17 protein-coding genes are annotated in these 21,007 nt (G+C 60.1%); 9 read left to right on the forward strand and 8 right to left on the reverse strand.

The genetic code is table 11. The features are described from left to right. Positions 1-1,203, forward strand: coding sequence for a 2-methylaconitate cis-trans isomerase PrpF (gene prpF, locus KSS91_RS08785; protein ID WP_015096070.1), 1,203 nt, complete (start codon positions 1-3; stop codon positions 1,201-1,203). 180 nt (positions 1,204-1,383) lie between these two features. Here the strand turns inward: prpF and ppsR are convergent, their stop codons facing one another. Further along, entirely contained in the window at positions 1,384-2,202 is an 819-nt protein-coding gene (gene ppsR / locus KSS91_RS08790; RefSeq protein ID WP_007971527.1) for a posphoenolpyruvate synthetase regulatory kinase/phosphorylase PpsR, read from the reverse strand. Between the two features lie 174 nt (positions 2,203-2,376). On the opposite strand from ppsR, the gene ppsA reads away from it, so the two are divergent. The 8 genes from ppsA (at position 2,377) to KSS91_RS08830 (ending at position 10,570) form a co-directional block, all read left to right on the forward strand. Further along, positions 2,377-4,752: a phosphoenolpyruvate synthase gene (ppsA, locus tag KSS91_RS08795; protein ID WP_095965145.1), complete on the forward strand. Its 2,376-nt coding sequence runs from the start codon at positions 2,377-2,379 to the stop codon at positions 4,750-4,752. Between the two features lie 217 nt (positions 4,753-4,969). After that, positions 4,970-5,959 (forward strand): alpha/beta fold hydrolase, encoded by a 990-nt coding sequence (locus tag KSS91_RS08800; protein WP_217837643.1) that lies wholly within the window; start codon positions 4,970-4,972, stop codon positions 5,957-5,959. 138 nt (positions 5,960-6,097) lie between these two features. Continuing rightward, positions 6,098-6,589 carry a ribonuclease E activity regulator RraA gene (gene rraA, locus KSS91_RS08805; RefSeq protein WP_027922555.1) on the forward strand — a complete coding sequence of 164 codons (492 nt, stop codon included), beginning with the start codon at positions 6,098-6,100 and terminating at the stop codon, positions 6,587-6,589. Between the two features lie 27 nt (positions 6,590-6,616). Beyond that, positions 6,617-7,612 carry a divalent cation transporter CmaX gene (gene cmaX / locus KSS91_RS08810; RefSeq protein WP_126046538.1) on the forward strand — a complete coding sequence of 332 codons (996 nt, stop codon included), beginning with the start codon at positions 6,617-6,619 and terminating at the stop codon, positions 7,610-7,612. 62 nt (positions 7,613-7,674) lie between these two features. Beyond that, entirely contained in the window at positions 7,675-7,923 is a 249-nt protein-coding gene (locus tag KSS91_RS08815) for a hypothetical protein (protein ID WP_007971509.1), read from the forward strand. A 2-nt stretch (positions 7,924-7,925) separates the two neighbouring features. Then, positions 7,926-8,750 (forward strand): mechanosensitive ion channel family protein, encoded by an 825-nt coding sequence (locus KSS91_RS08820; RefSeq protein WP_007916401.1) that lies wholly within the window; start codon positions 7,926-7,928, stop codon positions 8,748-8,750. A 90-nt stretch (positions 8,751-8,840) separates the two neighbouring features. Further along, positions 8,841-9,431: an RNA polymerase sigma factor SigX gene (sigX, locus tag KSS91_RS08825; protein ID WP_015096065.1), complete on the forward strand. Its 591-nt coding sequence runs from the start codon at positions 8,841-8,843 to the stop codon at positions 9,429-9,431. Between the two features lie 107 nt (positions 9,432-9,538). After that, positions 9,539-10,570, forward strand: a complete 1,032-nt coding sequence (locus KSS91_RS08830) for an OmpA family protein (protein ID WP_126046536.1) — start codon at positions 9,539-9,541, stop codon at positions 10,568-10,570. A gap of 114 nt (positions 10,571-10,684) precedes the next feature. Here the strand turns inward: KSS91_RS08830 and cobA are convergent, their stop codons facing one another. The 7 genes from cobA to KSS91_RS08865 form a co-directional block, all read right to left on the reverse strand. Further along, positions 10,685-11,452 (reverse strand): uroporphyrinogen-III C-methyltransferase, encoded by a 768-nt coding sequence (gene cobA, locus KSS91_RS08835; protein WP_217837644.1) that lies wholly within the window; start codon positions 11,450-11,452, stop codon positions 10,685-10,687. 10 nt (positions 11,453-11,462) lie between these two features. Further along, complete coding sequence (locus KSS91_RS08840) at positions 11,463-14,180, reverse strand: nitrate reductase (RefSeq protein WP_217837645.1); 2,718 nt, start codon at positions 14,178-14,180, stop codon at positions 11,463-11,465. Then, a complete protein-coding gene (nirD, locus tag KSS91_RS08845) occupies positions 14,180-14,497 on the reverse strand; it encodes a nitrite reductase small subunit NirD (RefSeq protein WP_007971500.1) in 318 nt (105 codons plus the stop codon). Before nirD ends, KSS91_RS08840 begins: the two co-directional genes overlap by 1 nt. Continuing rightward, positions 14,494-16,947 (reverse strand): nitrite reductase large subunit NirB, encoded by a 2,454-nt coding sequence (nirB, locus tag KSS91_RS08850; protein ID WP_015096060.1) that lies wholly within the window; start codon positions 16,945-16,947, stop codon positions 14,494-14,496. Before nirB ends, nirD begins: the two co-directional genes overlap by 4 nt. Positions 16,948-17,237: 290 nt before the next feature. Further along, complete coding sequence (locus KSS91_RS08855; RefSeq protein ID WP_217837646.1) at positions 17,238-18,905, reverse strand: bifunctional protein-serine/threonine kinase/phosphatase; 1,668 nt, start codon at positions 18,903-18,905, stop codon at positions 17,238-17,240. 7 nt (positions 18,906-18,912) lie between these two features. Continuing rightward, positions 18,913-20,124, reverse strand: coding sequence for a nitrate/nitrite transporter (locus tag KSS91_RS08860; RefSeq protein ID WP_015096058.1), 1,212 nt, complete (start codon positions 20,122-20,124; stop codon positions 18,913-18,915). 300 nt (positions 20,125-20,424) lie between these two features. Continuing rightward, positions 20,425-21,000 (reverse strand): ANTAR domain-containing response regulator, encoded by a 576-nt coding sequence (locus KSS91_RS08865; protein ID WP_217837647.1) that lies wholly within the window; start codon positions 20,998-21,000, stop codon positions 20,425-20,427. Between the last annotated feature and the right edge of the window lie 7 nt (positions 21,001-21,007).

The following is a 21,007-nucleotide window of genomic DNA, read 5'->3' on the forward strand; positions in this document are numbered from 1 at the left end:
ATGGCTCACGCAGCTACGTTTCCAAAGCAAATAAGGATACCCGCCACTTACATGCGCGGCGGCACCAGCAAAGGCGTGTTCTTCAGTCTCAAGGACCTGCCTGAAGCCGCACAGGTCCCAGGCCCGGCCCGCGACGCGTTGCTGCTGCGCGTGATCGGCAGCCCCGACCCGTACGACAAACAAATCGACGGCATGGGCGGCGCGACCTCCAGCACCAGCAAAACCGTGATCCTGTCGAAAAGCACCAAGGCCGATCACGACGTCGATTACCTGTTCGGTCAGGTGTCCATCGACAAGCCGTTCGTGGACTGGAGCGGCAACTGCGGCAACCTGTCGGCGGCGGTCGGTTCGTTCGCGGTCAGCAACGGCCTGGTGGACGCCAGCCGTATCCCGCATAACGGCGTAGCCGTGGTTCGTGTGTGGCAGGCCAACATTGGCAAGACCATCATCGCCCACGTGCCGATCACCAATGGTGAAGTGCAGGAGACCGGCGATTTCGAACTCGACGGCGTGACCTTCCCGGCGGCCGAAGTGCAGATCGAGTTCCTCGATCCGGCAGCGGAAGAAGAGGGCGGCGGCGGTTCGATGTTCCCCACCGGCAACCTGGTCGATGACCTGGAAGTGCCCGGTGTCGGCACCTTCAAGGCGACCATGATCAATGCCGGCATCCCGACGATTTTCGTCAATGCCGAAGACATCGGCTACAAGGGCACCGAGTTGCAGGGCGCGATCAATGGCGACCCGAAAGCCTTGCTGATGTTCGAAACCATCCGCGCCTACGGGGCATTGCGCATGGGCCTGATTTCCAACATCGACGAAGCGGCCAAGCGTCAGCACACGCCGAAAGTCGCCTTCGTGGCCAAGCCGGCGGACTACGTGGCGTCCAGCGGCAAGGCGATTGCCGCAGGCGATGTCGACCTGCTGGTACGTGCGTTGTCCATGGGCAAGTTGCACCACGCGATGATGGGTACCGCGGCCGTGGCGATCGGTACGGCTGCAGCGATTTCCGGCACTTTGGTGAACCTTGCGGCAGGCGGTATCGAACGCAACGCGGTGCGCTTCGGACACCCGTCCGGTACCCTGCGAGTCGGCGCCGAGGCCAGCCTGGTCAATGGTGAATGGACCGTGAACAAGGCGATCATGAGCCGCAGTGCGCGGGTATTGATGGAAGGTTTTGTGCGGGTGCCGGGGGATTCTTTCTAAGATCACCCAAAACCCTGTGGGAGCGGGCTTGCTCGCGAAAGCGGAGTGTCAGGCAACGTAGATGTCGACTGACACTCCGCCTTCGCGAGCAAGCCCGCTCCCACACTGGATCGACGGTGTACAAAGATCAAATGTGGGAGCGAGCTTGCTCGCGATAGGGCCGGAGCTTACCCGGGAGATTTACTTGAAACGCCGCTCCACACCTTTCTCCACGAGAATCTTCGCGGAGATTTCTTCCACGGAGAAATGCGTGGAGTTGATGTGCGGAATGTTTTCGCGACGGAACAGGTTCTCGACCTCGCGCACCTCGAATTCGCACTGGGCGTAGCTCGAATAGCGGCTGTTGGGCTTGCGCTCGTTGCGAATCGCGGTGAGGCGGTCCGGGTCGATGGTCAGGCCGAACAGCTTGTGCTGGTGGGCGCGCAGGGCGTTTGGCAGTTGCAGGCGTTCCATGTCGTCTTCGGTCAGCGGGTAGTTGGCTGCGCGGATACCGAATTGCATCGCCATATACAGGCACGTCGGCGTCTTACCACATCGCGACACGCCCACTAGTATCAGGTCGGCCTTGTCGTAATAGTGCGTGCGGGCGCCGTCGTCGTTGTCGAGGGCGAAGTTGACGGCCTCGATACGCTCCATGTAATTGGTGTTGGCGCCGATGGAGTGGGACTTGCCGACGGTGTAGGAAGAATGCTCGGTCAGCTCCTGCTCAAGCGGTGCCAGGAACGTCGAGAAAATGTCGATCATGAAACCATTCGAGGTTGCGAGAATCTCACGAATGTCCTGATTGACGATGGTGTCGAAGATAATTGGACGGAAGCCGTCGGTTTCGGCGGCTTTGTTGATTTGTTGTACCATGGCCCGCGCTTTGTCCACGTTGTCGATGTACGGCCGCGTGACTTTGCTGAAGGTAATGTTTTCGAACTGCGCCAGAAGGCTTTGACCCAGGGTTTCGGCGGTAATGCCGGTACCATCGGAGATAAAGAAAGCAGATCGTTTCATTTGCACCTTGGGCCTTAAGCTAGTGACGAATCTTGGATATGATAGGCGCGATTTGCCGGCCGCCAATGGCCTGCATTCTCACTTATTTTCCAGGTCCAGGCCATATAGCCGGCAAATGCTCACTTAAGCAGCCGGTTTCTGAGCTTTTCCAACACAGTTAGTGGAGAGATCACCTTGGTAGAGTACGTAGTTTCCCTCGATAAGCTCGGCAAACACGATGTTGAGCATGTGGGGGGCAAGAACGCATCCCTGGGCGAGATGATCAGCAACCTTGCAGGTGCCGGTGTATCGGTGCCCGGCGGCTTCGCCACGACCGCTCAGGCTTATCGTGATTTCCTGGAGCTGAGCGGCCTGAATAAGCAGATTCACGACGCGCTCGATGCCCTGGACGTCGATGACGTGAATGCCCTGGCCAAGACCGGTGCCCAGATTCGTCAATGGATCATGGAAGCCGAATTCCCTGAAAAACTGAATGCCGAAATTCGCACCGCGTTCGCCACGCTGTCCGCCGGCAACCCTGACATGGCCGTGGCCGTGCGCTCTTCCGCTACCGCCGAAGACCTGCCGGACGCTTCCTTCGCCGGTCAGCAGGAAACCTTCCTGAACATCCGTGGTGTCGAAAACGTCATTCGCGCCGCCAAAGAGGTGTTCGCCTCGCTGTTCAATGACCGTGCCATTTCCTACCGCGTGCACCAGGGCTTCGACCACAAGCTGGTTGCCCTGTCGGCCGGCGTGCAGCGCATGGTCCGTTCCGAAACCGGCACCGCCGGCGTGATGTTCACCCTCGATACCGAATCGGGCTTCCGTGACGTGGTGTTCATCACCGGCGCCTACGGCCTGGGTGAAACCGTCGTTCAAGGCGCGGTGAACCCGGATGAATTCTACGTCCACAAGGGCACGCTGGCGGCTGGTCGTCCGGCCATCCTGCGCCGCAACCTGGGCAGCAAGGCCATCAAGATGATCTACGGCGACGAGGCCAAGGCCGGTCGTTCGGTCAAGACCGTCGACGTGGACAAGGCCGAGCGCGCACGTTTCTGCCTGACCGACGCTGAAGTCAGCGAGCTGGCCAAGCAGGCGATGATCATCGAGAAGCACTACCAGTGCCCGATGGACATCGAGTGGGCCAAGGACGGTGACGACGGCAAGCTGTACATCGTGCAGGCCCGTCCGGAAACCGTGAAGAGCCGCACCCAGGCCAACGTCATGGAACGTTACCTGTTGAAAGAAACCGGTACCGTGCTGGTTGAAGGTCGCGCCATCGGCCAGCGTATCGGCGCCGGCAAGGTCCGCATCATCAAGGACGTGTCCGAGATGGACAAGGTCCAGCCAGGCGACGTACTGGTGTCCGACATGACCGACCCGGACTGGGAACCGGTCATGAAGCGCGCCAGTGCCATCGTCACCAACCGTGGCGGCCGTACTTGCCACGCGGCGATCATCGCCCGTGAGCTGGGTATTCCAGCGGTAGTCGGTTGCGGCAACGCCACCCAGCTGTTGAAAGACGGCCAGGGCGTGACCGTTTCCTGCGCTGAAGGCGACACCGGTTTCATCTTCGAAGGCGAACTGGGCTTCGACATCAAGAAGAACTCCGTGGATGCCATGCCGGAGCTGCCGTTCAAGATCATGATGAACGTCGGCAACCCGGACCGCGCCTTCGACTTCGCGCAACTGCCGAACGCCGGTGTGGGCCTGGCCCGCCTGGAGTTCATCATCAACCGCATGATCGGCGTGCACCCTAAAGCACTGCTGAACTACGACGGTCTGCCGCTGGACATCAAGGAAAGCGTCGACAAACGCATCGCCGGTTACAACGACCCGGTCGGCTTCTACGTCGAGAAACTGGTCGAGGGCATCAGCACCCTGGCGGCTGCGTTCTGGCCGAAGAAGGTCATCGTGCGTCTGTCGGACTTCAAGTCCAACGAATACGCCAACCTGATCGGCGGCAAGCTGTACGAGCCGGAAGAAGAGAACCCGATGCTGGGCTTCCGCGGTGCTTCGCGCTACATCAGCGAGTCGTTCCGCGACTGCTTCGAACTCGAATGCCGCGCCCTCAAGCGTGTGCGCAACGAGATGGGCCTGACCAACGTCGAAATCATGGTGCCGTTCGTTCGTACCCTGGGTGAAGCGAGCCAGGTGGTGGATCTGCTGGCGGAAAACGGTCTGGCCCGTGGCGAAAACGGCCTGCGCGTGATCATGATGTGCGAACTGCCGTCCAACGCCATCCTGGCCGAAGAATTCCTCGAGTTCTTCGACGGTTTCTCCATCGGTTCCAACGACCTTACTCAGCTGACCCTGGGCCTGGACCGCGATTCCGGTATCATCGCGCACCTGTTCGACGAGCGTAATCCGGCGGTCAAGAAGCTGCTGGCCAACGCCATTGCCGCCTGCAACAAGGCCGGCAAGTACATCGGCATCTGCGGTCAGGGTCCTTCGGACCACCCGGACCTGGCCAAGTGGCTGATGGAGCAGGGCATTGAAAGCGTTTCGTTGAACCCGGACTCCGTACTGGAAACCTGGTTCTTCCTGGCAGAGGGTCAGGCGCAGGCTTGATCCCATATATACGGGCCGCTCACATACCTTTGTAGGAGCGAGCTTGCTCGCGATGGACGTCAACGATCACGCGCTTATCCTGGATAAACGAGGTGTCCTGAAGTTTTTCGCGAGCAAGCTCGCTCCTACAGGGGCGACGTAGTGTCAGGGAGCGGTCTTTTAGAGATTCAAGCAGGGCGGGCTCCTCCGGATGCCGCCCTTTTTTGTGCAAGAGATTATGCAAAGCAGCAGCAACCTATTTCCTGTCGCCCTGATCAGCGCCGAACGGCGCGGCGATCTGAGCGAAGATGTGTATCGTTTGAAACCCGGTAACAGCCCCGACTTTACCGTCGAACTGGCTGTGACACGCCTTGGCATGGCCGATGAGCCCTCATCCCGTGGTGTGCCGGTGATCCTGCTGCACGGCAGCTTTTCCAATCGCCGGTTCTGGTTTTCTCCCAAGGGCCTGGGGTTGGGCGCCTATCTGGCGCGCCTGGGGTTCGACGTCTGGATTCCGGAAATGCGCGGCCATGGCCTGTCCCAGCGCAACCACGACTACCGCAAGAACCGGGTCGCCGACTACGCACGCTATGACCTGCCGGCCATCGGCGCGTTCGTGCGTGAACAGAGCGGGCAGGTGCCGCACTGGATCGGTCACTCGCTGGGCGGTACTACACTGGCCGCAGCGCTGGGTGGCGAGTACATCGGTGAGCCGGTGGTGGCCTCGGCGGCTTTTTTCGGTACACAAGTCAGCCGCACCTATTGGCCATTGAAGATTCCGCCGGTGGAGTGGAGCAGTCGCTTCATTCTCAAGCGTTTTGCCCAGTTGTCCGGAGCAAGGCTCAAACGCGGCCCGGAGGACGAGCCGATCGGCCTGGCCCTGGAAAGCATGCGTTGGTTCGGCCTGTTCGGGCGCTTTGGCGATGCCGGTAAAGACTGGTGGGCCGGTTTGGCCGAGGTCAGGTTGCCGGTGCTCGCCGTGAGTGCAGCGGGTGATCATCAGGATCCTGCATGGGCGTGCCGCAAACTGTTCGAACAGTTCGGTTCCGAGCACAAGCAATTTATCAATCTGGGTCGTGATCAGGGTTTCAGCGACAATTTCGGTCACATTGAAATGCTCGTCAGCAAACCTGCCCAGGCCGAAGTCTGGCCATTGGTGACCCGCTGGCTGGCGGATCAGCAGACACCCTTGTTGGGTGAACAGGGGGATTTGGCCGCGGCGGTTTGAGCCTGATGCTCTAACAAGGGCATTTCGCTCCGGTCGGCTTGCGGCTAAGATATGACGCATTGAGCTGTTCCAGTCACTTTGCGTGATTGAGTCATCACTGATGTTCGTGCTGTCTTCCTCTTTAACAGGAGTTTCTCGATGAACCATTACCTCACGCCTGACCTGTGCGACGCCTATCCGGAGCTGGTGCAGGTGCTGGAACCGATGTTCAGCAATTTCGGCGGCCGTGATTCCTTCGGTGGCGAAATCGTGACCATCAAGTGCTTCGAAGACAACTCGCTGGTCAAGGAGCAAGCCGAGCTCAAGGGTAATGGCAAGGTCCTGGTCGTCGATGGTGGCGGTTCCCTGCGCCGTGCGTTGCTGGGCGATATGATCGCCGAGAAAGCCGCGAAAAACGGCTGGGAAGGCCTGGTGATCTATGGTTGCATCCGTGACGTCGACGTCATCGCGCAAACCGATCTGGGGGTTCAGGCGCTGGCCAGCCACCCGATGAAAACCGACAAGCGCGGTATCGGCGATCTCAACGTTGCCGTGACCTTCGCCGGCGTGACCTTCCATCCGGGCCATTACATCTATGCGGACAACAACGGCGTGATCATCTCGCCCAGCCCGCTGAAAATGCCTGAATAAAAACGGCTGCAGACCAGAGGAGTGCGGATGTTCGAGGAAGAAAACGCGCAATGGGGGCTGGTGCATGCCCTGGTGCTGGACGGTAGAGGCGGTGCGCGTTCGATTGCCCGGACTGAACTTGACGACTTGCAGTTGCAGGCCCATGAAAGCCTGTGGTTGCACTGGGATCGCAGTCATCCGCAAACCCGGACCTGGCTACGCAAATCCAGCGGTCTGAGCGAATTCAGCTGTGACCTGTTACTCGAAGAAAACACCCGTCCGCGACTTTTACAGCTTTCGGACAGCGAACTGCTGCTGTTTCTGCGCGGGGTCAATCTGAACCCCGGTGCCGAACCGGAAGACATGGTGTCGGTGCGGATCTTCGGTTCTGCCCAGCGTGTCATTTCCCTGCGTTTGCGTCCGTTGCGTGCCACTGACGAGTTGCTGGTGCAACTGTCCGAGGGCAAGGGGCCGAAAACCGCGTCCGAACTCATCCTGTGCATGGCGCAGTACCTCACCAACAAGGTGCAGGATCTGGTCAGCTGTCTCTCGGAAGTGGTCGATGAGGAAGAGGAAAAGCTGGATGCCGACGAACGGTATACGCCTGAACACGGGGCGGTTTTGCAGATTCGTCGGCGGGCGGCAGCGTTGAAGCGCTTTCTTGCTCCGCAGCGGGATATTTTCGGGCAATTGACGCGAATCAAGTTGCCCTGGTTCGTCGAGGACGACGCTGATTACTGGAACGAATTGAACAACAGCCTGACCCGCTACCTCGAGGAGCTGGAACTGACCCGGGAGCGGGTGGGGCTGGTCCTGGAGGCTGAAGACCGTCGCTTGAGCGTGCGCATGAACCGCACGATGTATCGCTTCGGGATCATCACCGGGATCTTTTTGCCGATGAGTTTTCTGGCCGGGCTTTTGGGGATCAACGTCGGTGGCATTCCATTCTCTGCCAGCCCTTACGGCTTTCTGATCGCCTGCCTGATGATGGCCTCGGTGGCGCTGGGGCAATGGTGGTTATTCCGACGTTTGCGCTGGGTCTGAGGGAAAGCATGTGACCCGACCAAAACTGACCTCGTCTCCCACAGACATCACGAGAGGTGCGTATGCACGATCCGTTTGAACAGTCTTTGCGCGACATGCTCAACGCCTCACCGTCCACCCGGGACGACGATGCGTGTCTGGGGCGTGTGCTGAAAACCGCCAACCGCCAGGTCGGCGCCGGTGATTTGTTCAGCTTGCTGGGGCGCTGGTTGCCCGCACTGATGATTGCCCTGAATAACGGATCGGCCCATGTCTCGCCGGTTTCCCGTCTCCGTAAACCTGCTGCCCGCACTGCTGATAAGGCTGATTGAATATGGAACTTGATCTCTGGACACAGAGCCTCGTCACTGCAATGACTGCGTTGTGGACCAAGGTTGCGAACTTCATTCCAAACCTGTTCGGCGCACTGGTTGTGCTGCTGTTGGGTTTTGTCGTGGCCAAACTGCTGGACACCTTGCTTTCCAAATTGCTCGCCAAACTGGGCCTGGACCGCTTGATGGGCGGCACTGGCCTGACCAAGCTGATGTCCCGCGCCGGCCTGCAGGTTCCCATTTCGACCCTGATCGGCAAGATCGTCTATTGGTTCGTTCTGCTTATTTTTCTGGTTTCTGCCGCAGAATCCCTTGGACTTGAGCGAGTATCAGCTACGCTGGATATGCTTGCGCTGTATTTGCCGAAGGTATTCGGCGCGGCGCTGGTGTTGCTGGTAGGTGTCTTGCTGGCGCAACTGGCCAACGGGCTGGTGCGCGGAGCGGCAGAAGGTGTGGGTCTGGACTATGCTTCAGGGCTTGGACGAATTGCTCAGGGCCTGGTGATCATCATCAGTATTTCGGTGGCGATCAGCCAGTTGGAGGTCAAGACCGACCTGCTGAACCACGTGATCGTGATTGTGCTGATTACCGTTGGTCTGGCGGTAGCGCTGGCCATGGGGTTGGGAAGCCGGGAAATTGCCGGCCAGATTCTTGCGGGAATCTACGTGCGTGAGCTGTACCAGGTTGGGCAACAAGTGCGTGTTGGCGAGGTCGAAGGCCAGATCGAAGAGATCGGCACGGTTAAAACCACATTGCTGACCGATGAGGGTGAGCTAGTCTCTCTTTCCAATCGGATCCTCCTTGAGCAGCATGTGAGTAGCCGCTAACCCGGCAAACCCTGCTAATGTATGCCGCCGCAAAATGCCAGCTGACGCTGGCTGCGGAGGATATTGACCTGACTGTCGGCCCGACTTGTTTTGAATAAAGCTCAATCGCTCTCCATGCGCTACGACCCCCGCGAGCTCTCTGATGAGGAGTTGGTCGCGCGCTCGCATACCGAGCTGTTTCACGTAACACGCGCCTACGAGGAACTGATGCGGCGTTACCAGCGAACATTATTTAATGTGTGCGCAAGATATCTCGGGAACGATCGCGATGCAGACGATGTCTGTCAGGAGGTCATGTTGAAGGTGCTGTATGGCCTGAAGAACTTCGAGGGTAAATCGAAGTTCAAGACGTGGCTATATAGCATCACGTACAACGAGTGCATCACACAGTATCGCAAGGAACGGCGAAAGCGTCGCTTGATGGACGCATTGAGTCTTGACCCCCTCGAGGAAGCGTCCGAAGAAAAGACGCCGAAACCTGAGGAAAAAGGCGGACTTGATCGCTGGTTGGTGTATGTGAACCCGATTGATCGTGAAATTCTGGTGCTACGATTTGTCGCAGAGCTGGAGTTTCAGGAAATCGCAGACATCATGCATATGGGTTTGAGCGCAACAAAAATGCGGTACAAACGCGCTCTAGATAAATTGCGTGAGAAATTTGCAGGCATTGCTGAAACTTAGTTCAGCGCAAATATCTCTTACGTGTAGGCAAGTTCTGTTAGACTTGCCGCCGAGTTGTCCCCCGGTTTGCGGGACTGCTTCACAATCACCAGATGGGGATTTAACGGATGAAACTGAAAAACACCTTGGGCTTGGCCATTGGTTCTCTTATTGCCGCCACTTCCATCGGCGCTCTGGCACAGGGCCAAGGCGCAGTTGAAATCGAAGGCTACGCAAAGAAGCAATATTTCGATAGCGACCGTAACTTCAAGAACGACGGCATCCTGCCGGGTGGTTCGATCGGTTACTTCCTGACAGACGACGTTGAACTGCGTCTGGCCTACGACGAAGTGCACAATGCCCGTGCAAACGATGGCAAGAACGTTAAGGGCGCGAACACCGCTCTGGACGCTCTGTACCACTTCAACAACCCAGGCGACATGCTGCGTCCTTACGTCTCGGGCGGTTTCTCCGACCAGAGCATCGACCAGAACGGCTCGAACGGTCGTAACCGTTCCACCTTCGCCAACGTTGGCGGCGGTGCCAAGCTGTACTTCACCGACAACTTCTACGCCCGTGCTGGCGTTGAAGCTCAATACAACATCGACCAGGGCAACACCGAGTGGGCTCCTAGCATCGGTCTTGGTGTGAACTTCGGTGGCGGCAGCAAGCCAGCTGCTGCTCCAGTTCCAGCTCCGGAAGTTTGCTCTGACAGCGACAACGATGGCGTTTGCGACAACGTTGACAAGTGCCCAGACACCCCAGCTAACGTAACTGTTGACGCTGACGGCTGCCCGGCAGTTGCTGAAGTTGTTCGTGTTGAGCTGGACGTGAAGTTCGACTTCGACAAGTCGGTAGTCAAGCCAAACAGCTACGGCGACATCAAGAACCTGGCTGACTTCATGAAGCAGTACCCATCCACCAGCACTACTGTTGAAGGTCACACTGACTCCGTCGGTCCTGACGCTTACAACCAGAAACTGTCCGAGCGTCGTGCAAACGCCGTTAAACAAGTTCTGACCAACCAGTACGGTGTTGAATCGTCCCGCGTTCAGTCCGTTGGCTACGGCGAATCCCGCCCAGTTGCTGACAACAAAACTGAAGCTGGTCGCGCTGTTAACCGTCGCGTAGAAGCGCAGGTTGAAGCTCAAGCTAAGTAATTAGCCCGCAGCTCTGAGAAAAGCCCGGCTCAGGCCGGGCTTTTCTTTGTCTGCGATTTGGGTTTCAGCATTGGTTTTGCGTTGCTTCTAAAGGATCGCAGCCTGCGGCAGCTCCTACAGGGATAAATGCCGAACCAGTGTAGGAGCTGCCGAAGGCTGCGATCTTTTGATCTCATCACTGGCGGCCACAGCACCGATCACCAGGATTGCCGGGCTTTTCAACTCGAAGGCACAGGCATCTTCCTCCATTGCCATCAGGTTGCTTCGACATTCCCGTTGATGCGGCAACGAGGCATTTTCAATCATTGCCACCGGCGTATCGGCCGCCATTGCGCCTGCCAGCAGTTGCTCACGGATCTCGCTGAGCTTTGCCACCCCCATGTAGATCACCAGTGTCGTGCCACCTTGGGCCAGCGCTTGCCAGTTCAGGCTGCTGTCATCCTGAGTGTGGGCGGTCACCAGCGTTACCCCTCGTGCCACGCCGCGCAGGGTCAATGGAATATCGCATTGCGTCGCGCCCGCCAGGCCGGCGGTAATGCCATTGACCAGCTCAACCTCGATACCACGCTCGCGCAACCACTGCGCTTCTTCGCCGCCACGCCCGAAGATGCACGGGTCGCCACCCTTGAGGCGCACCACGCATTTGCCCTGGCGGGCATAACGCAACATCAGGCGATGGATAAAGGCTTGCGGCGTTGAACGACAGCCACCGCGCTTACCCACAGGAATTATCCGCGCGCCGGGGCAGTGCTCCAGCACCGCGTCGTTGACCAGATCGTCGATCAGCACGACATCCGCCTCTCTCAACGCCCGAACGGCTTTGAGGGTCAGTAATTCAGGATCACCGGGACCTGCACCCACCAGCCAGACTTTTGCGCTCATAGTGTTTTCCTCACGAGATGGCGGCTTGCGGCTGCGCGGTGGCGGCCAACAAACGCTTGATTTCCGGGACGCAGGAGCCGCATTGCGTGCCGCAACCCAATTCTTGTTTCAACCCCGGCAAGTCCAGGCCGCGGCGGATGCCGGCGCAGACCGCGTTTTGGCTGACGTTTTTGCAGTTGCACAGGGTTTTGTTACCGATCGCTTCGGCGTCAACCTGGCCCGGTGGGGCACTCAGTGGCGCGAGCAGCCAGCGCCGTAGCTGTTCATCGGCGCGACCTTCGAGCCAGAGGTTTTGCAGCCAGTGCCGGGCGAGGGTTTCACCCGCCAGGCGGATCGCGGTGATCCGGCCGTTCTCGATCCGCACCCGCTTACCGATGGAGCGTCGTGGATCGTCGTAGGCCAGCACCGGTCCGTCGTTTAGCCCCAGGCATTGATCGATATCGCGCAGCAGTTGCGGATCTGGCGCCGTGGCGCTGGCAGCACGTATCAGCAGCGCAGGGCGCTCACGACCGGTCAGACTGAGGCTGACGTAGGAAAACGCCTCGCAGAGGGGGCGTAGAGTCTCAAAGTGTTGTTGGACATCGCCTTCTATCAGCGCGAAAAGGTGCCAAGGCAATTGCACCGGTTCCAGGCGCACGCCGCTGTGTTTGAGCTCCGGTTGTTTCGACAACGGGTCGAAGGCGGGCAGGGTGAGGCTGTTCACGCCCCCCTTGAGAAAACGGTCACCAAAATGCATCGGCAAGAAGGCTTGGCCCGGACGCACGCTGTCGTCACTGGCGACCGGCACGATCACCGCGCCGCGGCGGCTTTTCAGGCTGATCAAATCACCCGCTTGCAGGCGATGCCTGCGCAACTCATCCGGGTGCAGGCTCAACACGGCTTCACTGACATGGCCGAACAACTGCGCGGCAGTGCCGGTGCGGCTCATGCCGTGCCACTGATCGCGCAGACGACCGGTGATCAGCGTCAGCGGGAAACGCGCATCCCGTTGTTCCTTGGCGGCGCGATACGGGTCGGCCACGAACTGCGCGCGTCCGCTGGCGGTCGGGAAAATGCCGTCGAGATAGAGGCGGGCGGTGCCTGCGCTGGACCCCGCAGGAAAGGGCCATTGTTGCGGGCCGATGGTGTCGATCAACCCGTGGCTGATCCCGGACAAATCCAGATCCCGGCCCCGTGTCAGCTGTTTGTATTCGTCGAAGACCTGCGCCGGGGTGTCAAAGGCAAACAGGCTGGTGGCTTGCGGACGCAGATGTTTCTCCAGGCGCTGTGCGAAATCCACCGTGATCGTCCAGTCTGGACGCGCTTCACCCGGTGCGACGATAGCGCGGCGGACGTGGGAAATACGCCGTTCGGAGTTGGTCACCGTGCCGTCCTTTTCGCCCCAACTGGCGGCGGGCAACAACAGGTCGGCAAACCTGGCGGTTTCGGTGGTGCGAAAGGCCTCCTGCAAGACCACGAACGGGCAGGCCTCCAGTGCCGTGCGCACGGCAGCCTGATCGGGAAGAGACTGCGCGGGGTTGGTGCAGGCGATCCACAAGGCTTTGATCTTGCCGCTGCCCACCTGCTCAAACAACTCGATGGCAGTCAGCCCCGGGTTTTCAGGCAGTTGATCAACACCCCAATAAGCGGCCACGTCGGCACGGTGCTCAGGGTTGGCGGCGTCACGATGACCCGGCAGCAGGTTGGACAGGCTACCGGTTTCCCGCCCGCCCATGGCATTCGGCTGGCCGGTCAATGAGAAAGGACCTGCACCCGGACGGCCAATCTGCCCGGTGGCCAGGTGCAGATTGATCAGTGCACTGTTTTTCGCGCTGCCGGCGGTGGACTGGTTCAACCCCATGCACCACAGCGACAGGAAAGACGGTGATGTGCCGATCCACTCGGCACATTGCTGCAATTGCCCGACGCTGATTCCGCAGAGCTGCGAGACCATCTGCGGCGTGTAATCGCGCACCAGTTTCTTCAGCTCGGGCAAGCCTTCGGTATGGTCCTTGATGAAGTCACGGTCGATCCAGTCTTCCCATAGCAGCAGATGCAAAACCCCATGGAACAGGGCGACATCGGTGCCAGGCAAAATCGCCAGGTGCAGGTCAGCCAGATCGCAGGTGTCTGTCCGGCGTGGGTCAATGACGATGACTTTCATCTGCGGTCGGCGGGATTTGGCCTCTTCCAGTCGGCGAAACAGTACCGGGTGGGCGTAGGCCATGTTACTGCCGACGATCATCACGCAATCGCTCAATTCCAGGTCTTCATAGCTGCATGGCGGGGCGTCGGCTCCCAGGCTGCGCTTGTAGCCGACCACCGCCGACGACATGCACAGCCGTGAATTGCTGTCGATGTTATTGGTGCCCACCAGCGCCCGAGCCAGTTTGTTGAAGGCGTAGTAGTCCTCGGTCAGCAACTGCCCGGAAATGTAGAACGCCACGCTGTCCGGGCCATGCTCGGCAATGGTTTGGGCGAAAACGCTGGCGGCGTGATCAAGCGCGCTGTCCCAGTCGGTGCGGCTGCGCGCCAGGCCTTTGCCCAGGCGCAGTTCCGGGTACAGCGCCCTTGCCGTCAAGTCGCCGGTCAAATGCAGGGTTGATCCCTTGCTGCACAACTTGCCGAAGTTGGCCGGGTGTGCCGGATCGCCGCTGACGCCGAGGATGCGCTCGCCGTCATGCTCGATCAGCACGCCGCAGCCGACCCCGCAATAGCAGCAGGTGGACGCGGTGATCTGGCGGTCCATCAGCCTGCGTCCCGCAAGGCCAGCATCACTCGGCCATTTTCGACCCGCGCCGGATGGTGGTGGGCGCAGCCGACGTCCGGGGCCAGGGCTTCGCCGCTTTCCAGGTCGATTTGCCAGTTGTGCAGCGGGCAGGCCACGCGTTTGCCGTAGATCAAACCCTGGGACAGCGGTCCGCCCTTGTGCGGGCAACGGTCGTCGAGGGCGAACACTTCATCGTCGCTGGTACGAAAAATCGCGATGTCGCCTTTAGGGCCGGCAACGATCCGCGAGCCCAGGGCATTGATTTCATCCAGTGCGCAGATATCCAGCCAGTTCATGCCAGCACCTCCAGGTTTTTCACGGGGATGACGTCGAATTCTTTTTTCAGTTGCGGCTGTTCCAGGCGTTCCTTCCACGGGTCCTGTTCGAACGATAGGGAGAATTGCAGGCGATCGTTGAGCGCCTTGCGTCGCTCCGGATCTTCCAGCACGGCTTTCTTGATGTGGTCCATGCCGACCCGTTGCAGGTAGTGCACGGTGCGTTCGAGGTAAAAGGCTTCTTCGCGATAGAGCTGCAGGAATGCGCCGTTGTATTCGCGGACTTCTTCGGCGGTTTTCAGTTTGACGAAGAATTCCGCGACTTCGGTCTTGATCCCGCCGTTGCCGCCGATGTACATCTCCCAGCCGGAGTCGACGCCGATGATGCCTACGTCCTTGATGCCCGCTTCCGAGCAGTTGCGCGGGCAACCGGAGACAGCCAGTTTCACTTTGTGCGGCGACCACATGTTGAACAGGTCATGTTCCAGTTCAATGCCAAGTTGTGTGGAGTTCTGGGTGCCAAAGCGGCAGAACTCGCTGCCGACGCAGGTCTTCACGGTGCGGATGGATTTGCCATAGGCATGGCCGGACGGCATGTCGAGGTCTTTCCAGACGCCTGGCAAGTCCTGCTTCTTGATCCCCAGCAAGTCGATGCGCTGGCCGCCGGTGACCTTGACCATCGGTACGTTGTACTTGTCGGCAACGTCGGCAATGCGTCGCAGTTCCGAAGGATTGGTCACACCGCCCCACATCCGCGGGACTACCGAGTAGGTGCCGTCTTTCTGAATGTTGGCGTGGGCGCGTTCGTTGATCAGGCGCGATTGCGGATCATCCTTGGCTTCCCCCGGCCAGGTGGAAATCAGGTAGTAGTTGAGCGCTGGCCGGCAAGTGGCGCAGCCGTTGGGTGTGCGCCAGTTCAGGTAGCTCAGTGTGCCGGCGATGGTCAGCAGGTGTTGCTCGCGGATGGCCTGGCGGATTTGCCCGTGGTTGAGGTCGCTGCAGCCGCAGATGGCCTTTTCGCTTTTCGGCTTGACGTCGGCGGCACCGCCCACGGTGTTGATCAGGATCTGCTCCACCAAACCCGCGCACGAACCGCAGGAGCTGGCAGCCTTGGTGTGTTTCTTCACTTCGTCGACACTGAACAGTCCGTGTTCCTGAATGGCCTTGACGATGGTGCCTTTGCACACGCCGTTGCAGCCGCAGACTTCGGCCGTGTCGGCCATGCTCATGGCTTTGTCCTGGCCCTGATGCCCGACGTCGCCAAGCGCATTTTCACCGAACATCAAGTGATCGCGGATCTCGCCGATGGCGTGGTTTTCACGGATCTGCCGGAAATACCAGCCGCCATCGGCCGTATCGCCGTACAGGCAGGCGCCGACCAGCACGTCGTCCTTGATCACCAGTTTCTTGTAGACCCCGCCAATCGGGTCGGAGAGGGTGATGGTCTCGGTGCCTTCACCGCCCATGAAGTCGCCGGCGGAAAACAGATCGATGCCGGTGACTTTCAGCTTGGTCGAGGTCACCGAGCCCTTGTAGGTGGCAAACCCCAGTTGGGCGAGGTGGTTGGCGCAGACTTTGGCTTGTTCGAACAGCGGCGCCACCAGACCATAGGCGATGCCGCGGTGGCTGGCGCACTCGCCGATGGCGTAGATCCGCGGGTCATAGGTTTGCAGGGTGTCGTTGACCACAATCCCGCGGTTGCACGGAATGCCGGATTTCTCCGCCAGTTCGGTATTGGGGCGAATGCCGGCGGCCATCACCACCAGGTCAGCGGGGATGATGTCGCCATTCTTGAATTGCACCGAACCGACCCGGCCATTGCCCGCGTCGTGCAAGGCCTGGGTCTGCTCGCACAGACGGAAATGCAGGCCGCGAGACTCCAGGGCGGTTTGCAGCAACTGGCCGCTGGTTTTGTCCAGTTGCCGCTCCAGCAGCCACTCGCCGAGATGCACCACGGTGACGTGCATGCCCCGCAGCATGAGGCCGTTGGCGGCTTCCAGGCCGAGCAGGCCGCCGCCGATCACCACGGCGTGGCGGTAGGTTTTCGCGGTGTCGATCATGGCCTGGGTATCGGCGATGTCGCGGTAGCCGATCACGCCCTCGAGGGTGTTGCCGGGAATGGGCAGGATGAAAGGCGTCGAGCCAGTGGCGATCAGCAGGCGATCGTATTCGGCTTCACTGCCGTCTTCGGCAATGACCCGGCGCTTGACCCGGTCGATCTCCACCACTTTGCGGTTGAGCAGCAGTTTGATGTTGTTGTCCAGGTACCAGTCCAGATCGTTGAGCACGATCTCCTCGAAGGTCTGTTCGCCCGCCAGCACCGGCGACAACAGGATGCGGTTGTAGTTGGTGTGCGGTTCGGCGCCGAAGACCGTGATGTCGTACAGCTCTGTGCTCAGCTTGAGCAGTTCTTCCAGGGTCCGGACCCCGGCCATGCCGTTGCCGATCATCACCAGTTTTAGTTTTTTCATCAGGTTCTCCGGGGAGCTCAGGCCTGCCTCATCAGGGTTCAGGCCATGCTCGACAAATTTTGCGCAAACAAAAAAAGGCGTCCCGCTAGTTGCCTAGCGAGGACGCCTTTGTCCTGGTCCCGTTCTCTCGGGAAGTGCAGCCTTCGTCGTTGAAGCCTGCGCTTTATGTCTGTTGAAAAGGGTAATGCAGTGGTTGTGCCAAGTTGCTCGGGCCCCGTGTTTGTTGGCGTTCTTCCCGTTCGCAAGGGCAGGTTTGTGAGGGAATGCACCGATTAAAGGCGCGTTGCCCGCTAATGGAGCGCCGCCACCAGCAGCACCAGGTTGAGCAGCAGCGATACCAGCGCCAACGTCCGCCAGACTTTCAGCGGCTCGCGTTCCAGCAAGGGTTTTGGGCGTACGCTCAAACTGCGGCGCTCACCTTGCTCGATCAGCAGCAACCATTCTTCCGCCGTTTCGAAACGCTGTTCGGGGGCCGCCGCCACGGCGCGTTCCAGGTGCTGGGCGATCCAGTCCGGCAGGTCGGGCCGGTAGCGGCTGGCGTTGACCGGGAGACCAAACCTGGGGCGCTGGAACGCTTCGATTTCGCCATAGGGATAGTGTCCGGTGAGCAGGAAATACAAGGTCACACCAACGGCATACAGGTCCTGCTGTGGCGTCGGCACTTCGCCTCGAAAGGCTTCCGGCGCGATGTAACTGGGTGTACCCGGCAAAGCCCAGGGCAGGTCTTGCGAGAGACCGGGGCAGTAGGCGAGGCCGAAATCCAGCAGGCGCAGTTCACCGTCGTCCCCCAGCAACAGGTTTTCCGGTTTGATATCGCGATGCAGAATCTGCCGTCGATGCAACAGGCCGACCGCTCGCAGCAAGCGTTCGGCGATGTCTTGCCACTGGGGCAGCGGCAACGGTCCGCTTTGCTCATGCCGTTGCGCCAGGGTAGCGCCCGAATATTCGCGCATCACGTAGTACAAATGCTGACGCTGACTGGCGGCATGCACTTCGGGAAAATGCCGGCCGGCCACGCGTTTGAGAAACCACTCTTCCGACAGCAACGCTTGCCCGGCCTGGTGATCGTCGTGCAGGCGCCCCGGCAGGGTTTTCAGCAGCCAGGGTTGTTGCTGAGTGTCGCGCACGCGATAAAGCAGCGATTGCTGGCTCTGTGCGACGATCCCTTCGACCTGCCAGCCCTCGAACACCTGGCCCGGTTTCAGGGCCGGCGGCAGCGGCCATTGCTGCAAGTGCATCAATGCATCGCCAATGCTCGCTTCGCCGAGGGCGTCGACCCGCACCAGCAAGGCGCTGGCGTTATCCTGGCTGCCAGCCAGGTGTGCGGCATTGACCAGGGTTTGCGCAGCGCTGTGCAAGTCAGGTTGATCACGCAGGATCGCCGCAATGGCGGTATCGCCCAGGACGGCCCAGATGCCGTCGCTGAGCAGGACGAAACTTTCATCGGGGCGCAATTCACCGTCGAGAAAGTCCAGCACCAGATGTTGATCGAGGCCCAGCGCCCGTTTCAGCACATGCTGCATGCCCGGCTGGTCCCAGACGTGATCCTCGCTGATTCGCTGCAATCGGTCGGCGTGCCAGCGGTACACCCGGCAATCGCCGACATGCGCCAGGGTAAAACGCCGGCCACGCAGGACCAGCGCACTGAGGGTGGTCAGCAGCGGTTGTCCGCCGCCGTTGGCCTGCAACCAGCGGTTTTGCGCCAGCAACAGGCGATCAAGTGCCTGCGCCACGCTCCAGGTTTCCGGCGTGGCGTAGTAATCCAGCGCCAGGGCCTGCAGCGTCGAACGGGCCGCCAGGCCGCCATCGGCGCACTGGCTGACACCGTCGGCGATGGCGAACAGGTAGCCTTTGCTCGCCGCCAGCGCCGGGGCCGGCGTGACGAGGCGCAGGGCATCCTGGTTCTCCTCGCGCGGACCGATGGCGCTGGCTTCGGCGAAACTCAGTTGCAGGCTCATCGAGGCGTCAGACCCGCGCAGCCGTCACGGCCGCCGAACCCCAGGTGGTTCTCCAGCGCCGTTTCACGCCGTGCAGACCGAACCAGGCGAGAATGCCGAGGCTGGCGAACAACCACAGTGCCAGTTGATAGCTGCCAGTGCTTTGTTTGATCGCGCCCATGCCGGCCGCGAGGGCAAAGCCACCGATGCCGCCGGCCATGCCGATCAGGCCGGTCATCACACCGATCTCCCGACGAAAACGCTGCGGCACCAACTGGAATACCGCGCCATTGCCGGCACCCAGGCCGAGCATGGTGCAGACGAAAAGTGCCAGTGCGGCGTAGGAATTCGGCAGGTTGAAACCCACCGCGGTGATGCAGATCGCTGCGACGGTGTACATAGCCAACAAGGTCCGAATGCCACCGAACCGGTCAGCCAGAGCGCCGCCCAAGGGGCGCATGAGGCTACCGCCGAACACACAGGCCGCCGTGTAGTACCCGGCCGTCACCGGGCTCAGGCCGTACTGGTCGTTGAAATAGCCGGGCAGGGCGCTGGCCAGGCCGATGAAGCCGCCGAACGTCACGCTGTAGAAAAACATGAACCACCAGCTGTCACGGTCGCCCAGGGCCTTGAAGTAGTCGGCCATGGATTTGGCTTTTGGTCGCTCGGGGGCGTTTTTCGCCATCCAGGCAAAGACGATCAGGGTCAGGATCAGCGGAATCAGGGCGAAGCCGAATACGTTGCTCCAACCAAACGCCGCCGCCAGTACCGGAGCGATCAAGGCGGCGAACACCGTCCCCGAGTTCCCGGCGCCTGCGATGCCCATGGCCTTGCCTTGATGCTGCGGCGGATACCACTGCGAGGCCAGGGGCAGGGCAACGGCAAAGGACGCGCCGGCCATACCGAGAAACAGACCGAGCAGCAGTGCTTGCTCGTAGCTGTGGATGCCGAGCTTCCAGGCGCCGAACAGCGCGCAGATCACGATGACCTGGCCGATCAGACCGGCGGTTTTCGGCGACAGGCGATCAGCCAGCATCCCCATGACAAAACGCAAGACCGCCCCGGCCAGAATCGGCGTGGCGACCACCAGCCCGCGTTGCTGTGTCGTCAGGTGCAGGTCGGCGGCGATCTGTACCGCCAGAGGGCCGAGCAGGTACCAGACCATGAAGCTCAGGTCGAAATAGAGGAAGGCTGCGAACAATGTGGGGGTATGGCCGGATTTCCAGAAGCTTGAATTCATTGCGCACCTCAGCTGTGAAGAGTCTCGAAAGGAGTCATGAGCTTGCAGGTGGGGCGCCGCTACGGCCGCTCCACCGGCCCCGTGCTGTGGGGCCAAAACGAAAAAACGCCGCCACCCGATCCGCCAAGGGCAAATGAGGTGAGCGACGTCTTTGTCGTAGGTGGGGCAACCGCCGTTGGTTACCTGTGGGGATTACTTAGCCAGATCTGTGCCACATTGGAAAAGATCGCAGCCTTCGGCAGCTCCTACAGGGAATGTGTGCCCCTGTAGGAGCTGCCGAAGGCTGCGATCTTTTGTTGTTCAACCCAACAGTTCACTCATGGCAATAATCTGCTCCGCCACTTGAATCAGCTTCTGCTGACGGCTCATTGCCTGGCGGCGCATCAGTGTGTAGGCCTCTTCTTCGTTACAGTCCTTCATTTTCATCAGCAGCCCTTTGGCCAGCTCGATGCGCTTGCGTTCGGCCAGTTGCTGGTCGCGGGCCAGCAACTGGGCACGCAAAGCCTGATCGCTTTCGAAGCGTGCCATGGCCACATCGAGAATCGGCTGCAGGCGTTGTGCGTGAATGCCTTCGACGATGTAGGCACTGACCCCGGACTTGATCGCCTGGCGCATCACATCGGGGTCATGTTCGTCGGTGAACATCACAATCGGTCGTGGCTGGTCGCGAGTGACCAGCACCACTTGTTCCATGACATCGCGGCCTGGTGACTCGGTATCGATCAGAATCACGTCCGGACGCACCGTTTCGACGCGTTCGGGCAAGTCGATGGTCAGGCCGGACTCATCGATCACTTCGAACCCGGCCTCGGTCAGGGCGGCCTTCAGGCGTCCGACTTTTTTCGCGGTGTCGTTGATCAGCAGGATACGCAGCATGTTTGTC

This window comes from Pseudomonas azerbaijanorientalis (assembly GCF_019139795.1).
GTDB classification, from domain to species: domain Bacteria; phylum Pseudomonadota; class Gammaproteobacteria; order Pseudomonadales; family Pseudomonadaceae; genus Aquipseudomonas; species Aquipseudomonas laurylsulfatiphila.

Excerpts from the sequence above, each read along its gene's own strand:
- prpF (WP_015096070.1), top strand. The coding sequence starts at position 1 with ATGGCTCACGCAGCTACGTTTCCAAAGCAAATAAGGATACCCGCCACT.
- ppsR (WP_007971527.1), bottom strand. The coding sequence starts at position 2,202 with ATGAAACGATCTGCTTTCTTTATCTCCGATGGTACCGGCATTACCGCC.
- KSS91_RS08800 (WP_217837643.1), top strand. The coding sequence starts at position 4,970 with ATGCAAAGCAGCAGCAACCTATTTCCTGTCGCCCTGATCAGCGCCGAA.
- rraA (WP_027922555.1), top strand. The coding sequence starts at position 6,098 with ATGAACCATTACCTCACGCCTGACCTGTGCGACGCCTATCCGGAGCTG.
- cmaX (WP_126046538.1), top strand. The coding sequence starts at position 6,617 with ATGTTCGAGGAAGAAAACGCGCAATGGGGGCTGGTGCATGCCCTGGTG.
- KSS91_RS08815 (WP_007971509.1), top strand. The coding sequence starts at position 7,675 with ATGCACGATCCGTTTGAACAGTCTTTGCGCGACATGCTCAACGCCTCA.
- KSS91_RS08820 (WP_007916401.1), top strand. The coding sequence starts at position 7,926 with ATGGAACTTGATCTCTGGACACAGAGCCTCGTCACTGCAATGACTGCG.
- KSS91_RS08830 (WP_126046536.1), top strand. The coding sequence starts at position 9,539 with ATGAAACTGAAAAACACCTTGGGCTTGGCCATTGGTTCTCTTATTGCC.
- cobA (WP_217837644.1), bottom strand. The coding sequence starts at position 11,452 with ATGAGCGCAAAAGTCTGGCTGGTGGGTGCAGGTCCCGGTGATCCTGAA.
- KSS91_RS08840 (WP_217837645.1), bottom strand. The coding sequence starts at position 14,180 with ATGGACCGCCAGATCACCGCGTCCACCTGCTGCTATTGCGGGGTCGGC.
- nirD (WP_007971500.1), bottom strand. The coding sequence starts at position 14,497 with ATGAACTGGCTGGATATCTGCGCACTGGATGAAATCAATGCCCTGGGC.
- nirB (WP_015096060.1), bottom strand. The coding sequence starts at position 16,947 with ATGAAAAAACTAAAACTGGTGATGATCGGCAACGGCATGGCCGGGGTC.
- KSS91_RS08855 (WP_217837646.1), bottom strand. The coding sequence starts at position 18,905 with ATGAGCCTGCAACTGAGTTTCGCCGAAGCCAGCGCCATCGGTCCGCGC.
- KSS91_RS08860 (WP_015096058.1), bottom strand. The coding sequence starts at position 20,124 with ATGAATTCAAGCTTCTGGAAATCCGGCCATACCCCCACATTGTTCGCA.
- KSS91_RS08865 (WP_217837647.1), bottom strand. The coding sequence starts at position 21,000 with ATGCTGCGTATCCTGCTGATCAACGACACCGCGAAAAAAGTCGGACGC.